Here is a 15,649-nt window from a genome sequence, read left to right on the forward strand (position 1 = left end):
GTGGGCTCTGGATCCCGGCTTTCGCCGGGATGACGATTCAAATCACAGGCAGCGGGGATCCCGCACGGGTGCCCCGGCACCGCGCGTGAGCCAACGGCCGTCGGGTGCCTGGTATTTCTCGCCCGGCGCAGTGCGCAGGATCAGGTTGCAGCCGGTGACGAATGCCATCTGCTGCACCGTCGAGCCGGCGGCCGCCTGATCGGTATATTGCTTCTTGCGCTGGATATTGAGGTTGTTGACCAGCGCGCGGAGCTCCGGAGTCGCCGTGCCGACGATCCCGAGATAACCGTCGGGCTGCTCGCCGACCTGGCCCGCGGCGCGCGCCGCCGCATAAGCCGGATCGCGTTGCGCGAGCGCGGGCGTGGCCAAAACGGCTGCCGCGAGCGCGGCGGTGAAGAGCATGTGGCGCATCAGAATATCCCCGGATTTTCCTGGATCAGTGTCTTCGCCTTGTTGTCGAGGCGATACACCACTTCCTGGGTGATCGATATGTTGAGGTTGATGACGATCGGCTTGTCGGGCGCCGTCACGTTGACGCAGCCGCCGGCCATCATCACCGGCAGTGCCGCCGCCAAAAGGCCTTGTGTTCGATTCAACCGCATCACGGCTCCCTTCATCGCAGCTTGTCGCTTTCGCGCGGCTGAACCGGCTTCGCGCCGCTTTCGCCGCCAGATCGTTCCTGTTCTTCGAGCAACGAGGGCAGATTGCGCTCGATCAGCCGGTTCGGATCGTACCAGGATTGCACCGAATCGAGCAGTTGCTTGAAGGGGGCGCTGACCCGGACGTTGAACACGAAGGGCAACTTGGCCAGCCGCCGCAGCAGGAAATGGACTTCGTCCCCTTGCCCTGGCTCACCCCGGCGAAGCGGATTTCGGTGACCATGTCGCCGGCGAGCGGACCGTTCATGTCGATCGTCAGGCTGCGATAGTCGAGCGCCTTGAGCGCCTGGAACGCCATATTGCCCCAGAAACCCACGTCGCGTTGCGAGATCTCGCCGACATAGGCGATCGAGCCGCCGGCGCGGGCGCGCAGCGATCCGCCTTCGATCCGGCCGCCTTTCTCGTCGAAGACCATCGGCAGCGTTCCGTCGAACGTGCCGGTGGCGTCGAGATTCTCGAACGCCATCTCCTTCAGGAACAGCGCCGCGTCTGCGCCGATCACGCGGAAGGTCATGCGCCGCTCGCGGCTCTGGCTGAAATCGAGGATCGTCGGTTCGAGCACGAGCTCGCCGCCGGCAAAGGGCCAGCGCCCGCCTTCCACTTCGACGCGCTGGCTGTCGAGCAGGCGGAAGCGGATCGTGCCGCTGGTGACCGGGGCCCCCGGGTTTACCTCCGCGATCGTCGCGACCTGGCCGGGTTCGGTGCGCATGTTGAGCAAGTCGCTGAACCGCACTTCGGTGGCGAGGCCGCGCACCGATCCGAACGCCGCGGCGAGATCGGTGGCGCGGGTGCCGAAGCGGCCGGTGCTGGTCACGGCTTCGGGCGACCATTGGATCCGGCCCTCGCCTTCCACCGATCCGCCGACATCGGCGATGACGCCGAAAGTGAGCGGCGTGAGGTCGCTCGGCTGCAACCCGCCTTCGGCGAAGCGCAGGCCCGGCACTGCGATCGTCGCGACGCCCTTGCCGGTGGAGAGATCGTGCCGGATTTCGACGCGCCCCACCGGCACGCCCGCCGCCGGCGTCTTCAGTCCCGCTGTCGCGACGATGTCGTTGCCCACCAGCCGCAGCATCGCGTCGTCGCTGGCGAGCGGATGGAAGCGCACCGGCGCTGCGGTGTCGGCGACTTGCAGCTTGCCCGCGAGCGACAGGCCGGCGTCATCGGCTTTCCACGTGCCTGCGCCGCCGGAGATTACCAGCGGCACGGTGCCGATCTGCCCGCCGAGATCGGCAAAGTCACCGCCGATGACCTGGCCGAAGCGCCCGGAGAGCGTGCCGATATCGAGGCGCGTGACGCTCTCCGTGCCAAGGCGCACCGCCGCCTCGGTCACGCCGAACCGGCGCGTGCCCAGATCGAGCCGCGCCTCCGCGGCACGCAAGGTCAGCGGGCTGGATCCGACCTGGCCGGAGAGATCGGGGCGCACGAGGCGAATGCCGCCGCCGACACCATCTGGCCCGGTGTGCAGCATCGCACTTCCCAGCGGACAGGCCGTTACACCGCCCGGCGCCAGCACTGCCCCCGCCGCGGCGATCCGCTCGAAACGGACCGGAACGCAGCCGGGATTCAGGGTGATGCTCCCGCCGCGCCAGCGTGCATCGAGCGGGAGCGCGAGGCGATCGATCCGGCCGCCCGCGAATGGGCCCGAGAGGGTGGCGAATGTCCGCATCGTGCCGCTGCTTTCACCGAGCACGAAAACCACGTTCGACAGTGCGAGGCTCGAACCTCCTGCGGCATAAGGCTGGACGAAACCGACGCCGTAGAGCCGCGCGTCGCCTGGTTTCTGGGACAGGCGGACCAGCGCCTCGGGCATTCCGCCACCGCGCAGCGCGAGCGAGCCGTCGATCCGCGGCGCCGTGCCGCTGCCGTCGCCGCGCACGCCGCTCCCGCGGTCGAAGGAGAATCGGGCACCATTTGCCGCGGCGACTTCGAGGCGGGGCAGGCGGTAGTGCATTCCGGTCGGCGAGACGGCGAGGACGAGATCGGCACTCGCATCGAAGGCAGCGGCCGCCGTGGCGGCGGCTCCGGCGATCTGCGCGACGACGGGTCCGAGCGGCGTGCCGTGCGCCGCCGCGGCGGTACCCCGGACCTTGTCGAGCAACGCCTGCGAGAGACCCGCCGAGCCGGCGGCGACTCTCCCGCGATATTCGAAGCCGCCGCTACGCTGGGCATAGTCGCCGCGGAGCTGCAATTGCCCTCCCGCAGCCTCGGGCATGGCGAAGCGCCCCGTGCCGAGAGCGATCTTGCCGTGCGTTCCCGAAACGCCACCGGCGAAGGAGACGTCCCCCGTCACATCGGAAACCCGCCGCTGTGGCATCGAAAGCGCGGCGAGGTTCACCCGCGCCGTGCCGTTCCAGCTGTCCAGCCCCTCGCTCAATATCGCCTTGAGCGCGACCTGCGGCCGATCGGCGCGGATCGTGCCGCAGTCGAGGCGCGCTGCGGCCAGCGGGCCAGCCAGATCGGGCCGGGCCCGGCGGATGTGCAGCTTTACCGTGCCCGACAGGCCAAGCATCGCGCAGCCGGCGAGATCGAGCCTGGACGCGGCAACGCGCGCAGTGCCCGCGAAGCCATTGTCGAGCATCCCCTTGCCCGCGAAACCGAGATCGACGAAGCCGTGGCCGCTGTCGAGCCGCATCGCCAGATCGGCGACATCGAGTTCGACATGCGGCAGCGTGAAAGGCTTTCCGGAAGGGGCGGCATCAGCCGGTCGATCTCCCCCAACGACAAATGTCCCTGCACCAGCCGCGCCTTGATGCGGACCCGGCCGGCGCGCAGGGCCAGCACCCTGGCGCCCCATGGCGACAGCGTAGTGCCCAGCTCGATCCAGTCGGCCACCAGATCGGGATTGCGCGGATCGCCGATCACGACGTTGGTGAGCCTCTGGCGCCAGGAGAGAGCTGGTCGATCTGATACTGCGCGCGGACGCCCCGACGGCTCAGTTCCTGATCGACGAATTCGCGCGCGATGGTTCGCCGCTGCAACCATGCGACGAGCAGCACGGTCAGCAGCAGCACGAACAATGCGAAAAAAGCCGCCGCCAGCGGGCACGGCGAGGGCGCACTCCCGCAATCACTTCGTCCGGCGCTTCATCCAGGCTTGTCGTCACGCCGTAGCAACTCCCGCGCGACCACTATGGCTGCGTTCGAACCTGGTGTCGATTGCGGGCCCGTCTATGTCGCGGCGCGGGCGAGCGGCAAGAGTATCCGGAAACGCGAGCCGCTTTCGACGGGATGATCCAGCGCGAGCCGCCCGCCGCCCGCCCGGAGCAAGGACACCGAGATCGCCAGCCCGAGTCCGGTGCCGCCGGCAGCGCGCCGGGTGGTGAAGAAGGGTTCGAACACGCGTTCGGCATCGGCCGGCGCTATCCCGCGGCCATTGTCGGCCACTGCGATCTCGAGAACGCCGACCCGACGATGCACTTCGATCGCCACGCGATCGGCGCCTGCCTGGCGGGCATTGTCGAGCAATGTGTTGAGTACCGCCTCCACCGTCGACGCCGGCACCCCTACCGGCGGCGCGCCCTCCGACGTGATCGTCACGCGGAAAGCCGGGCCGTCATGGGCATCGGCGATCTGGCGGATCACGGCGACGGCGTCGATCGCCGCATCGGGATCGGGCTGCGCCATGTCGGCGCGCGCCAGATCGAGCAGGCGCGTGACGAGCTGGGACAAGCGCGCCGCATCCGCCTTGATATTGCCGAGAAAACGCTCGCGTTCGGCGGGCGTCATCGCGGCGCCATGATCTTCGAACAGCTCGATCGCGCCCGATATCCCGGCCAGCGGCGTCTTGAATTCGTGGCTCACCGAAGCCGCGAAGTCGCGCAGATAATGCGAGCGTCGGTCGATGGTGGCCGCCATCGTGCGGAAATTCTCGAACAAGGCGCGGATCTCGATCGCGGCGGTCACCGGCGTATCGGGCACCTTGCCCGTGCCGTTGGCGACGCCGTGCGATGCTTCGCCGAGCGCCTCGATCGGCCGGGCAATGCCGCGCGAGAGCAATCCGGTCAGCACCAGGAGCACGAGGAAGATCAACCCGATGCCGAGCAGGATCTTGCCGCGATCCTCATAGAGCCCGCGGAACAATGCGCGCGGCGAGCGCGACAGCAGCAATGCCCCGACCACCCGCCCGTCGACGACGATCGGGCGGACATGATGGATGCGCAGCGACGACGCCCGGCTGAGCCATTCGAACGCGTAGCGCTGGCGATAAGCGCCGTTCTGGCGCAGCACGGTGCCGACCCGCCCCTCGAGCGCAGCCGCCACTTCGGGCACTGCGGCATAGGAACCGCCTGAGTCGTGTCCGAGCAGCACAATGCCGTTGCGATCGATCAGCTGGAGCGATGCCAGCGTCGTGCGCGCAGTAGTGGCGAGGATCGGGGCCAGCCGCCGCGTCATGTCGAGCGCAACCGCGTCTGGCACGCCGGTCCGCGGCTGCGCCGGCGGCCGCTCGCCGAGTACAAGCGTGGTTCTCAGGTCGATCGTCGAGGCTTCGGGGCGGAAAGGTCGCGGATCGCTCGAGTCCGGCGCCGCGTGCGGCCAGATCGCCTGCGCCGCGGCGGCCAGCGCAGCACCCTGCGCGATCAGTTCCGCCTCGGTCTGGCGGACCAAGGTGTTCTCGTACACGCGCAGGAACAATGCACCGACGCCGGGCAGCGCTGCCGTGAACAGCAAGGTGCCGAACAGGATCGTCCGCAGCCGGAGTGCCGGCCAGTGCCGCTTGAGCCGTGCTTTCAGCGCTGCGATCAAACGCGTGCGCCCGTGCAGCTCCCGAGCCGGTAGCCCACCCCCGCGCGCGTCTCGATCACATCGGTGCCGCCGACGCCTGCGAACTTGCCGCGCAGATTGCGGATATGGCTGTCGATCGTCCGGTCGGTCACTGCGAAGCCGGGGCCGTGCAGCCGATCGATGATCGCGTCGCGGCTGAACACCTTGCTCGGCATCACCGCCAAAGTGCGCAGGATCGAGAATTCGGTGACCGTCAGCGCAACCTGGGTGCCTGCCCAGCTGGCGCTCCAGCCCTCGATATCGATCGCGAGCTGGCCGTGATCGATGCGCCGCCCTTCGTCGATCGTGGGGGCCTGGCGCTGGCGCGCCGCAGGATCGCCATCGACCGCGCGACGACTTCACGAGGCGAGAAAGGCTTCACGACATAATCGTCGGCGCCCAGCTCGATCCCCAGCACGCGATCGATCTCGTCGTCGCGCGACGACAGGAACAGGATCGGCAGATCGCCCGCCGCGCGGATCCTGCGGCACGTCTCCAGCCCGTCCAGCCGCGGCATGTTGATGTCGAGGACGACCAGGTCGACACGCCGGCTTTCGAGCAGCGCGAGCGCCGCCTCGCCATCATCGGCCTCGACCGTGTCGAGCCCCGCTTTGGCGAACGCGAACGCCAGAAGCTGGCGGATGTGCGGATCGTCGTCGGCGATCAGGATGGTGCGCGGCATGGGACACATGATCATTGCGCAGCCTCGTTCGTCAATGCCGCGGCAGCCTCGTTCGTCAATGCCGCGGCGGTCGCGTTGGCGGGGTCGAGGGGAGCGGCGAGCCGGTGGCCGGCGCCGATGGCACCGCGCGTGCTTCGCTTTCGACCGGCTGCCGCATCGTGCCGTCGCAGTCCCGCCAGCCCGGCCCCGCCGGCGGCCGTGCAGGCAGGGCCTTCCCGCCCAGCATCCGATCGACCTCTGCCAGCCGCCGCGCGTTGCGCCAGGTCCATTCGCCGCTGTTCTGGCGCGCGACGGTTTCGTCCAGCACGTTGCTGCGCACCCAGGCGAGCCGCTCGGCAAAACCGGGTTCGAGCTCGTGGCCGTGCTCGAGCGCGACCAGGGAGGTCAGCGACGAGGGTCCGAGACGGGCGAGATAGCAAAGGTCGAGCGCCGCGCCCCTGCCTCCGCTTCGCGCGCGTGGCGGACGTTCCAGCTGGCGGCGATCGATCCCAGATCCACCATCGTGCATCCGGCCAGCACGATCAGCGCGGCCGCGGCGTTGGCATTGATCAGCCAGGCGGCGCTGCGCCCCTTGAGCATCCGCCAGACGATCAGGACCAGCCCGACCGCGACGAGCGCCATCCAGACCAAGGCCGCGATGCGCAGCCGGGTCAGCGAATAAGCGTCGATATAATCGAGCGTGCGCAGGATGCTCGAGGCGACGAGGAAGACGTTCTGCGCGATCCAGAGCACCACCAGCCGGCGGATCGCAGGCACCGCCGCAGTATCGGAGCCCGGCCGCAGCGCGACCAATACGAACAGCCCCGCAAGCAGCGCAGTGGCGATCAGCGGATAGGCGCCGCGATGCGCATAGGTGGCGAGCGTCATCCCCTCGGGCAGCGGGGCCCCGCTCCAGAGAAAAGCGATATCGAGGCCGTTCTGCAATGCGAACAGCCCGTTGAAGGTCAGCAGCGCGAGCGTCACCGACCCGACCGTAACTCCCGGCAGGATCTTCTCCGGAGCCACCGACGGCTGCGCCGCGCGGATCGACGTCTTGCGTGGGCGCAGCGTCGCCCAGACCGTGGTCAGCAACACTATCCAGAACAGGAACCGCGCAACCGCAATCCCATCGAGCCGAGGCAGGCCGATATCGTAGAGCGCGTTGCCGATCATCGGATTGGCTGCGGCGAACAGCGCGAGGAACACCGCGCCGCCGAGGAGCGGCAACGGCAGCAGCGGCAGGATGCTCTGCACCCGCATGCGATCGCCTAGCCGGCGCCGCATCCGGAGCAGATCGCGCCAGGGGCCGACGACGCTGACCACGCCATGGACCGCAAGGCGAAGCGCCCAACGCCCGGCGTGATCGAAGCCGGCGGCGCGCGGCAGCAGCACCGCCACCGTCAACCCTGTCCAGAACAGCATGAAGGCGAGCAGGCCTGGGCTGTCGGCGAGCGGCACCGCGAACAGCAGCGCACCCGCGGCGGCGATCCAGCTCCGCCAGTCGCGCCTGATCGCCGGAGTCAGCAGCAGCGTCACTCCCGCCCAGGCCAGCGCGAACAATCCGAGATTGGATCCCACGCCGCCGCCGCGCCAGAACAGCCAATCGCCGGTTCCGACCAGCGCCGCCGCGGCGATGACCTTGGCAACGAAACTTGACCTGATCCGCATCGCGACACTCCCCAATGACGGGAGCTTCTTCGCGGCTCGATATGCCGATCGGTCGGCGGAAGGCGACTGCGCCCGGGGTGATTCCGTGCAGATCCGATGCAGGCGGCGGGCCCCGCTTCGCCGAAGCCGCGCAGCGCGAACCGGCCAAAATGATTTGCTATGGACTCGAAGTCACCGGCGAGTAACCTATGCCTGTTCCGATATGAAATAATGTCGAGTCGCACGGGGCAAAGGTTCGTTCGAGATTTCGAGCGCTGCGATCGGACGGGGGATTGGGACTACCACAACAATTTCTGGAATGCGCGCGCCCATCGTGGCGAGCTTTCTAATTGTTATTCCATATTCTTTTCATCGTGAATCGCCTGTTTTCTGCAATGCAACAATAGGAGACGGATGTGCCCATCTACACCGGCAATAATGGTAACAACACCATCAACGGCTCCAACGGCGACGACACGATCTACGGTCTCGGCGGCAACGACCATCTCTACGGGCGTGGCGGCAACGACACGATCTATGGCGGTACGGGCAACGACGATATCGAAGGAAACGACGGCAACGACACGCTTTACGGCGAAGACGGCAATGACGTTATGTCGGGAGGCAATGGCAACGACGTCATGAGCGGCGGTACGGGCAATGACGACATGTCCGGCGACGCCAATGACGACACGCTGACCGGCGGGACCGGCAACGACGTGCTGCACGGCGGCACGGGCAACGACATCCTCTATGGCGAAGCCGATAGCGACACGCTGTATGGCGATGACGGCAACGATTATCTCCACGGCGGCGCGGGCCTCGACCATCTGTACGGCGGCACCGGCGCCGATACGCTGGATGGCGGCACCGAGGATGACGAATTGTGGGGCGGCACCGGCAACGACATATTGATCGGCGGCGACGGCAACGATCAGCTTTCCGGCGACGACAATGACGACACGCTGTCGGGCGGCAACGGCAATGACAGCCTGTCCGGCGGCAATGGCAACGACACGCTCACCGGCGGTGGCGGAATCGACTTTATCGACGGCGGCGCGGGCACCGATACCGCGGTCTATTCCGGCTCGCTGGCCGATTACACGATCTACCGGCTCGGACCGATCGCGGGGGTGGTCCATAACGGGCCCGGCGGGCCGGGTTCGGGCGCGGACGGCGCGGACCTGCTGGTCTCGGTCGAGCGGCTGCAATTCGCCGATGTCACTATCGACCTCACTGCGAACAACGCGCCGTTCGCGGCCAATGACGCGGCCGCGCTCACCGAGGATGCCGGCAACTACAACAGCGGCACCGCGAGCGTGCTGGACAACGACTTCGATTTCGAAGGCGATACGCTGACCGCCACGCCCGGCGTGTTCAACGGCACCTATGGCACGCTGACGCTCAACGCGAACGGCACCTATAATTACGTGCTCAACGCGACCGCGCAGACGCTGGCGCAGGGGCAGGTAGTCCAGGACAGCTTCACCTACACCGCGTCGGACGGCAGCGCCTCGGACACCGCCAATCTGGTCTTCACGATCACCGGCGTGAACGACGCACCCGTCGCCCATCCCGACAATGCGGCGACGAGCGAAAATGCGAGCGTGCTGATCAACGTCCTCGCCAACGACACCGATGTCGACAATAGCGCGGTGCTCACCGTCACCACCGCTTCCGCCCCGGCGGGCCAGGGCAGCGCCGCAGTGGTCGGCAACCAGGTCCAGTTCAATCCGGGCAGCAATTTCGATCATCTCGCGGTGGGCGCCACCGCCAGCGTCACGGTCAGCTACACGATCCAGGACCAGTTCGGCGCGGCCTCGGCCTCGACCGTGACGGTCATCGTCACCGGCACCAACGACGGCCCCGTCGCCAATCCGGACGCCGCCGCGACGACCGAGAATGCGACGATTCTCGTCAACGTCCTCACCAACGATACCGATGTGGATGACGGCGCGGTGCTCACCGTCAGTTCGGCCTCCGCGCCGGCGGGGCAAGGCACCGCATCGGTGGTCGGCAATCAGGTGCAGTTCGCGCCCGGCAGCGACTTCGACTATCTCGCCGTCGGCGAAAGCACCGTCGTCACGGTCGGCTATTCGATCACCGACGAACATGGCGCCACCGCCGCCTCGACGATCGCCCTCACCGTCACCGGCACGAACGACGCGCCGGTGATCGATGCCGGCGGCACCGATGCGACGGGCAGCGTCACCGAACTGCCCAACGGCGATCCGAACGAGAATGCCTTCACGCATCAGGACAGCGGCACGATCGCGTTCGACGATGCGGATCTCAGCGATACCCACAGCGCGGGCTTCGCGCCCCAGGCCGGCGGCTATGTCGGCACCTTCACGCTCGATGCGGTAAATCAGGGCACCGACAGCGTCGGCTGGCATTTCGCAGTCGACGACAGTGCGATCGACTTCCTCGATGAAGGCGAGACCTTGACGCAGGTCTACACCGTCACCGTCGCCGACGGGCATGGCGGCACCACGACGCAGGATGTCACCGTCACCATCACCGGCGAATCCGACAATCTGCCGCCCGACGCGGTCGACGACGCCTATTCGGTGGCAGGCAACGTCACGCTCACCGTCGATGCGAATGACGGCGTGCTCGCCAACGATACCGACGACGGCGGCGTCGGCGCGGGGCCGGGCGAGGCTTCGGTGACCGCCTTCGACGCTACATCGGCGAACGGCGGCAGCGTGACCGTCAATCCGGACGGCTCGTTCAGCTACGAACCGCCGGTCGGCTTCAGCGGCGCCGACAGTTTCACCTACACGCTCACCGACGCCGAGGGTGAAACCGACATCGCAACGGTGACCGTCAATGTCGGCGCCAACCAGGTCTGGTTCATCGACAATGCCGCGACCGACAGTGCCAATCTCGGTACGCAGGCCGATCCGTTCACGTCGCTCGCGGCGTTCAACGCGGCGCAAGGGTCGCCGAGCGGTCCCGGCACCGGCGATACGATCTATCTGCGCGAGGGCACCGGCACCTATTCCGAGGCGGACGGCATCAACCTGCTGAACGGCCAGACCTTGGTCGGCGGTGGCCAGGATCTCGTGATCGGCGCCGAGACGATCGAGCAAGGCACCGGCCGCCCGACGATCGTCGTCACCGGCGGTGCCAATAACGGCGTCGATCTCGCCCAGAACAACCATGTGTCGGGCTTCGACATCGGCGACACCACCGGCGCGGGCATCGCCGATGGCGGCGGCAGCGTCGGCAGCCTGACGATCAGCGACGTCGGCAAATCGGGTGCCGGCCAGATCGTCGACGTGGATCAGGGCGGCACGCTCAACGTCACGCTCAACAGCGCCGCCTCGTCGGGCTCGAGCGGCGGTGCGATCGACCTCGCCGGAGTGGCGGGCAGCTTCACCGTCACCGGCGCGACCTCGATCACCGGCACGCATAGCGGCGGCGGCATCGACATCACCGGCTCCTCGCTCAGCGCGAGCTTCGCCGGCGGCGGCACCGTGGCGACCTCCACGACCACCGCAGTGAATTTCGTCGGCAATAGCGGCGCGCTCGCGCTCGGCGGCGGGCTCGACATCGTCACCACCAGCGGCGCAGGCCTCAATGCCAGCGGCGGCGGTTCGGTGACCGCGACCGGGGCGGGCAACAGCGTGACCTCGACGACCGGCGTTGCGGTGGCGGTCAGCGGCACGGCGATCGGCGCTGCCGACCTCACCTTCGAGAGCGTCTCGGCCGATGGCGGCGCCTATGCGATCCGCCTCAACGGCACCGGCGCGGCGGGCGGGCTGCACATCACCGGCACCGGCACGACCGACGGCTCGGGCGGCGTGATCCAGAATATCGGCGTGCGCGGCATCGAGCTGATCAACACCACCGAGGTGAGCATCGCCAACGTCGCGCTCACCAACGCCAACACCGTCAACGGTACTTCGACCGATCTCGACGTCAGCAATTCGAACGGGGCGATCTATCTGAGCGGCGTCACCGGGGCGTCGCTCAGCAATGTCGACATCGACGGCGCGGCCGACAGCGGCGTGGTCGGCATCAACGTCGCCGATTTCGTCATGAACAACAGCACGATCACCCAGGCCGGCAATGCCCTGAACGAGAGCGGGCTCGAGTTCACCAACCTCTCGGGCAATTCGTCGATCTCGAACACCGATATCTCTTTCTTCGAGACCAACGGGCTCGACATCGTCAACACCGATGCGGGGCTGAACCTGGTGCTGGACAACGTCACCATCCGCGACAGCCAGACAGCGTCGTCGGGCGGCCCGGCCAATGCCAATGGCGATGGCGGGCTGCAGTTCCGCAGCTTCAGCACCGCGCCGGGCGCGCCGGTCACCAATATCGACATCATCGACAGCGATTTCGTGCGGCTCCGGACCCAGGCGATCCAGGTCATCGGCGACCATGATTCGGTCGTCAGCGTCGATATCGTCAACAATCTGATCGACAGCGAGGCAGCGGCCGGCACCGGCATCGACCTCAATGCGAGCAGCGCGTCGCAATTCGCGTTCAACGTCATCGGCAACACCGTGACCAGCCGCGGCGGCAATGCGATCAACGTCACGGCTTTCGGCGGCGCCGACATCGAGGGCCGGATCAACGACAATATCATCACCGCCAATACGGCCGGATCGGGCGTGCGGATCCTGCCGCAAGACACCGGCAGCACCGCGATCGTCGAAGTGCGCAACAACAGCATCACGATGGGGGTGGGCAACAGCAATGCCGCGATCGACGCGCAGGCGCGGTTCGGCGACGCACGGCTCGACCTCACGCTCGACAACAACACGCTGGATTCGAACCCGACGGCGCTTGCCGATATCAACATCACCTCGGGCTCCTCGGCATCGGGCGAGACCAGCCAGGTCTATGCCAATATCATCGACAATGACGTCCTTGCCGGCGGACCGACCAACGCGCTGCGCCTGCGCGTAGCGGATCTCGACGGCACTTCGGATCCGCGGATTTTCCTCGGCGGTTTCGTGGAGGGCGGGGCCGGCGTCGACGACGATGCGGTCGCCACCTGGAACGCCAATGGCAACACGCCGATCGTCACTGCGGCGACCGTCGCGGTCAGCCTGACCGGCGGCGCGACGGCGCCCAGCGCGGGCACGGCCCTGGTCCCCGACAATCCGACGCCATTGATGGCAGGCGCAGTGGCCGGCGCCTCGAGCGGAACGGGCCATCTGCTCGCCCAGGCCGATCTGGACGGCCTTGTCGATGCCGCCATCCAGCGCTGGGCCGATGCGGGTGCCGGCGCCGATGCAGTCGCCGCGATGCACGCCACGTCATTCGCGGTCGCCGATCTCGCCGGGCTCGATCTGGGCCTGCACGGCAGCGGCGGCGTGCTGATCGACAGCGATGCCGCGGGCTTCGGCTGGTATCTCGACGCGACGCCGTTCGACGATTCCGAATTCCTGGGCGGCAACGGCCCCGCGGGCATCGACCTGCTCACCGTGGTGATGCACGAACTCGGCCATGTCGCCGGTCTGGAGGATCACTATTCGGCAGCCGCCGGCGGCGACCTGATGTTCGGTTTCCTCCTCGAAGGCGAGCGGCGGGCACCGGACGGCGGGGAGACGGAAAGCTCCGGACAGCCCGAATGGGCCGACATCTCGATGCGTGATTATGCCATGCCGCAGCATCATCTGGACTATTGGGTGTAGGGGCACGTGACGGCCGTTCTTTCACGGCCGTCACACGAGGACGGGCAGTACCCCGCGATCTGCGTTCCCGAAAACCCGCAAGTAGCGCTCGATTTCCGATGGCTCGCCCGTTGCCTTTTCGGGATTGTCGGAAAGCTTGACCGCAGGGCGGCCATTGGCGCTGACCACCTTGCAGACGAGCGAGATCGGCGCGAGGCCGGAGTCTCCATCGGGATCGCAGCCGCGAAAGTCGTTGGTCAGGTTGGTGCCCCAGCCGAAGCTCGTGCGCACACGGCCATGGAAATGCCGATAGGTCGCCTCGATCGAATCCACGTCCATGCCGTCGGAAAAGATCAGCAGCTTCTCGCGCGGATCACGGCCATGCGTGCGCCACCAGTCGAGGATCTGCTCGCCGCCTGCGATCGGCGGCGCACTGTCAGGGCGGAATCCGGTCCAGTCGGCGACCCATTCGGGCGCGTTGCGCAGGAAAGCAGTCGTGCCGAACGCGTCGGGCAGCGCGATCAGCAAATTGCCGCCATAAGTGTGCCGCCATTCGTCGAGCACGCGATAGGGCGCCGTTGCCAGCGCCGCATCGTCCCCGGCAAGCGCGGCGGTGACCATCGGCAGCTCATGCGCGTTGGTGCCGATGGCCTCGAGGTCGCTGTCCATCGCGAGCAGCACGTTCGACGTTCCGATGAAGCGGTCGCCCAACCCTTCCTTGACCGCCTCGACGCACCAGCGCTGCCACAGAAAGCCGTGGCGGCGGCGCGTGCCGAAATCGGAAAGAACGAGATCGGGCAGCTGCTGGAGCCGCTCGACTTTGCCCCACATCTTGGCCTTGGCGCGGGCATAGAGAATATCGAGCGCAAAGCGATCCTTGCCGACCATCGCGGCGCGCGCCCGCAATTCGTTGATGATCGACAGCGCCGGGATCTCCCACATGGTGGTGTGCGTCCACGGCCCGGCGAAGTGCAGCTCGAACTGACCGTCCAGGACGCGCAGCTCATAGTCGGGGAGCTGGAAATCCTTGAGCCAGGCGAGGAACTCGGGCTCGAACATCCGCGCGTTGCCGTAGAAGCTGTTGCCCGCGAGCCAGATCAGCTCCTTCTTGCCCAGCCGAAGCGTGCGCGCGTGATCGAGCTGCGCGCGCAGCTCGCCCTCGTCGATCACTTCGGCGAGGCGCACCGACCTGGTGCGGTTGATCAGCGCGAAAGTCGCCCGGGTCTCGCGGTGCAGTTTCCAGATCAGCTGGAGCATCAGCAGCTTGTAGAAATCCGTGTCGAGCAGACTGCGCACGATCGGGTCGAGCCGCCAGCTGTGGTTGTAGGTGCGCGTGGCAATATCGGTGTAGACCATCGATGGCTCCGGGACGGGTCAGCGGGCGCTGAGGCTGAATAATTCCGCGGGACGATGCGACGCGTCCTCCTCGCGCGTGCCAGTCGCAATCAGTCGACCGCGATCGAGCATCCGGCGGCGAAAGGCGGGCTTGTTGAGCGGCGCTCCCAGCACCGCTTCATGCACATCCTGCAGCGCGCGCAAGGTGAAGCGTTCGGGCAGAAACGCGAAGGCAACGTCCGAATAGTCGATCTTGCCGCGCAGCCGATCGCGTGCGAGCGTCAGTATCTCCTGGTGATCGAAGGCCAGTGGCAGCGCTGCCCCGTCCTCGCCGATCGCCGCGACCGTCTCGCCTTCGAGCGCGGCGACGGTGACCAAACCGGCGCGTGCGGCCGAGGCCATCTGCTCCTCGCGGAGCAATGCCAGATAGGCGATCGTGATCACACGCATGCGAGGATCGCGGTCGACGGCGCCGAAGCTGTAGAGCTGCTCGAGATGGGCGCCGTCGAGGCCCGCCTTGTCGCGAAGCAACCGCGCGGCCGCGGCGTCGAGACTCTCGTCGATCGCGACGAAGCCGCCGGGCAATGCCCATCGCTCCGCCTGCGGCGGTTGGTCGCGTTGGACCAGCAATGCCGACAGCCGGCCGCGATGCATGCCGAGCAGTACCAGATCCACAGTGACCGAGGGCCGATCATAGGCCGCAGGATCATAGTCGCTCAGGAATGCCGCATCCTGGCTTATATCCATAATGCACTTTACTTATATCCATATGGCGTCTATGTCAATGCGGCTGATCGGAGATGCGGAATGCAACGCTTTGTGATCGTCGTGGATACGCAGGCTGATTTCATGCGAGCGGACGGGGCGCTGTCGGTCGCCGGCGCCGAGGCGCTGATCGCGCCGATGCAGCGATGGCTAGCGTCGCTCGGGCCGGCGGAAACCGCGGGCGTG

The 15,649-nt window shown here is 67.2% G+C and carries 12 protein-coding genes; 1 reads left to right on the forward strand and 11 read right to left on the reverse strand.

From position 1 onward, the window contains the following. Window positions 1-42 precede the first annotated feature (42 nt). The 9 genes from PIB19_RS14675 to PIB19_RS14715 form a co-directional block, all read right to left on the reverse strand. Window positions 43-411 carry a YdbL family protein gene (locus PIB19_RS14675; protein WP_271237964.1) on the reverse strand — a complete coding sequence of 123 codons (369 nt, stop codon included), beginning with the start codon at window positions 409-411 and terminating at the stop codon, window positions 43-45. After that, complete coding sequence (locus PIB19_RS14680; RefSeq protein WP_271237965.1) at window positions 411-602, reverse strand: YnbE family lipoprotein; 192 nt, start codon at window positions 600-602, stop codon at window positions 411-413. The genes PIB19_RS14675 and PIB19_RS14680 overlap by 1 nt, the downstream gene beginning before the upstream one ends. Before the next feature lie 112 nt (window positions 603-714). Next, a complete protein-coding gene (locus tag PIB19_RS14685; protein WP_271237966.1) occupies window positions 715-3,291 on the reverse strand; it encodes an intermembrane phospholipid transport protein YdbH family protein in 2,577 nt (858 codons plus the stop codon). A 226-nt stretch (window positions 3,292-3,517) separates the two neighbouring features. Next, on the reverse strand, window positions 3,518-3,676 hold the full coding sequence (locus tag PIB19_RS14690; protein WP_271237967.1) for a hypothetical protein: 159 nt from the start codon (window positions 3,674-3,676) through the stop codon (window positions 3,518-3,520). 150 nt (window positions 3,677-3,826) lie between these two features. Further along, a complete protein-coding gene (locus tag PIB19_RS14695; protein ID WP_271237968.1) occupies window positions 3,827-5,401 on the reverse strand; it encodes a sensor histidine kinase in 1,575 nt (524 codons plus the stop codon). After that, window positions 5,398-5,595, reverse strand: a complete 198-nt coding sequence (locus tag PIB19_RS14700; protein WP_271240997.1) for a winged helix-turn-helix domain-containing protein — start codon at window positions 5,593-5,595, stop codon at window positions 5,398-5,400. The genes PIB19_RS14695 and PIB19_RS14700 overlap by 4 nt, the downstream gene beginning before the upstream one ends. Before the next feature lie 38 nt (window positions 5,596-5,633). Continuing rightward, window positions 5,634-6,116 (reverse strand): response regulator transcription factor, encoded by a 483-nt coding sequence (locus PIB19_RS14705; protein ID WP_271237969.1) that lies wholly within the window; start codon window positions 6,114-6,116, stop codon window positions 5,634-5,636. Window positions 6,117-6,156: 40 nt separating this feature from the next. Beyond that, a complete protein-coding gene (locus tag PIB19_RS14710) occupies window positions 6,157-6,408 on the reverse strand; it encodes a hypothetical protein (RefSeq protein ID WP_271237970.1) in 252 nt (83 codons plus the stop codon). A 77-nt stretch (window positions 6,409-6,485) separates the two neighbouring features. Then, on the reverse strand, window positions 6,486-7,748 hold the full coding sequence (locus PIB19_RS14715; RefSeq protein WP_271237971.1) for a DUF4153 domain-containing protein: 1,263 nt from the start codon (window positions 7,746-7,748) through the stop codon (window positions 6,486-6,488). Window positions 7,749-8,143: 395 nt separating this feature from the next. Between PIB19_RS14715 and PIB19_RS14720 the strand changes: the two genes are divergently transcribed. Continuing rightward, window positions 8,144-13,384 carry an Ig-like domain-containing protein gene (locus PIB19_RS14720; protein WP_271237972.1) on the forward strand — a complete coding sequence of 1,747 codons (5,241 nt, stop codon included), beginning with the start codon at window positions 8,144-8,146 and terminating at the stop codon, window positions 13,382-13,384. A 30-nt stretch (window positions 13,385-13,414) separates the two neighbouring features. Here the strand turns inward: PIB19_RS14720 and pncB are convergent, their stop codons facing one another. Both pncB and PIB19_RS14730 read right to left on the reverse strand, forming a co-directional pair. Beyond that, window positions 13,415-14,719 carry a nicotinate phosphoribosyltransferase gene (gene pncB / locus PIB19_RS14725; protein ID WP_271237973.1) on the reverse strand — a complete coding sequence of 435 codons (1,305 nt, stop codon included), beginning with the start codon at window positions 14,717-14,719 and terminating at the stop codon, window positions 13,415-13,417. 18 nt (window positions 14,720-14,737) lie between these two features. Continuing rightward, window positions 14,738-15,445 carry an NUDIX hydrolase gene (locus tag PIB19_RS14730; protein WP_271237974.1) on the reverse strand — a complete coding sequence of 236 codons (708 nt, stop codon included), beginning with the start codon at window positions 15,443-15,445 and terminating at the stop codon, window positions 14,738-14,740. Between the last annotated feature and the right edge of the window lie 204 nt (window positions 15,446-15,649).

This window comes from Sphingomonas sp. 7/4-4, assembly GCF_027941955.1.
In the GTDB taxonomy this organism is placed as follows: Bacteria; Pseudomonadota; Alphaproteobacteria; order Sphingomonadales; family Sphingomonadaceae; genus Sphingomonas.

Excerpts from the sequence above, each read along its gene's own strand:
- PIB19_RS14675 (WP_271237964.1), bottom strand. The coding sequence starts at position 411 with ATGCGCCACATGCTCTTCACCGCCGCGCTCGCGGCAGCCGTTTTGGCC.
- PIB19_RS14680 (WP_271237965.1), bottom strand. The coding sequence starts at position 602 with ATGCGGTTGAATCGAACACAAGGCCTTTTGGCGGCGGCACTGCCGGTG.
- PIB19_RS14685 (WP_271237966.1), bottom strand. The coding sequence starts at position 3,291 with ATGCGGCTCGACAGCGGCCACGGCTTCGTCGATCTCGGTTTCGCGGGC.
- PIB19_RS14700 (WP_271240997.1), bottom strand. The coding sequence starts at position 5,595 with ATGCCGAGCAAGGTGTTCAGCCGCGACGCGATCATCGATCGGCTGCAC.
- PIB19_RS14705 (WP_271237969.1), bottom strand. The coding sequence starts at position 6,116 with ATGATCATGTGTCCCATGCCGCGCACCATCCTGATCGCCGACGACGAT.
- PIB19_RS14715 (WP_271237971.1), bottom strand. The coding sequence starts at position 7,748 with ATGCGGATCAGGTCAAGTTTCGTTGCCAAGGTCATCGCCGCGGCGGCG.
- pncB (WP_271237973.1), bottom strand. The coding sequence starts at position 14,719 with ATGGTCTACACCGATATTGCCACGCGCACCTACAACCACAGCTGGCGG.
- PIB19_RS14730 (WP_271237974.1), bottom strand. The coding sequence starts at position 15,445 with ATGGATATAAGCCAGGATGCGGCATTCCTGAGCGACTATGATCCTGCG.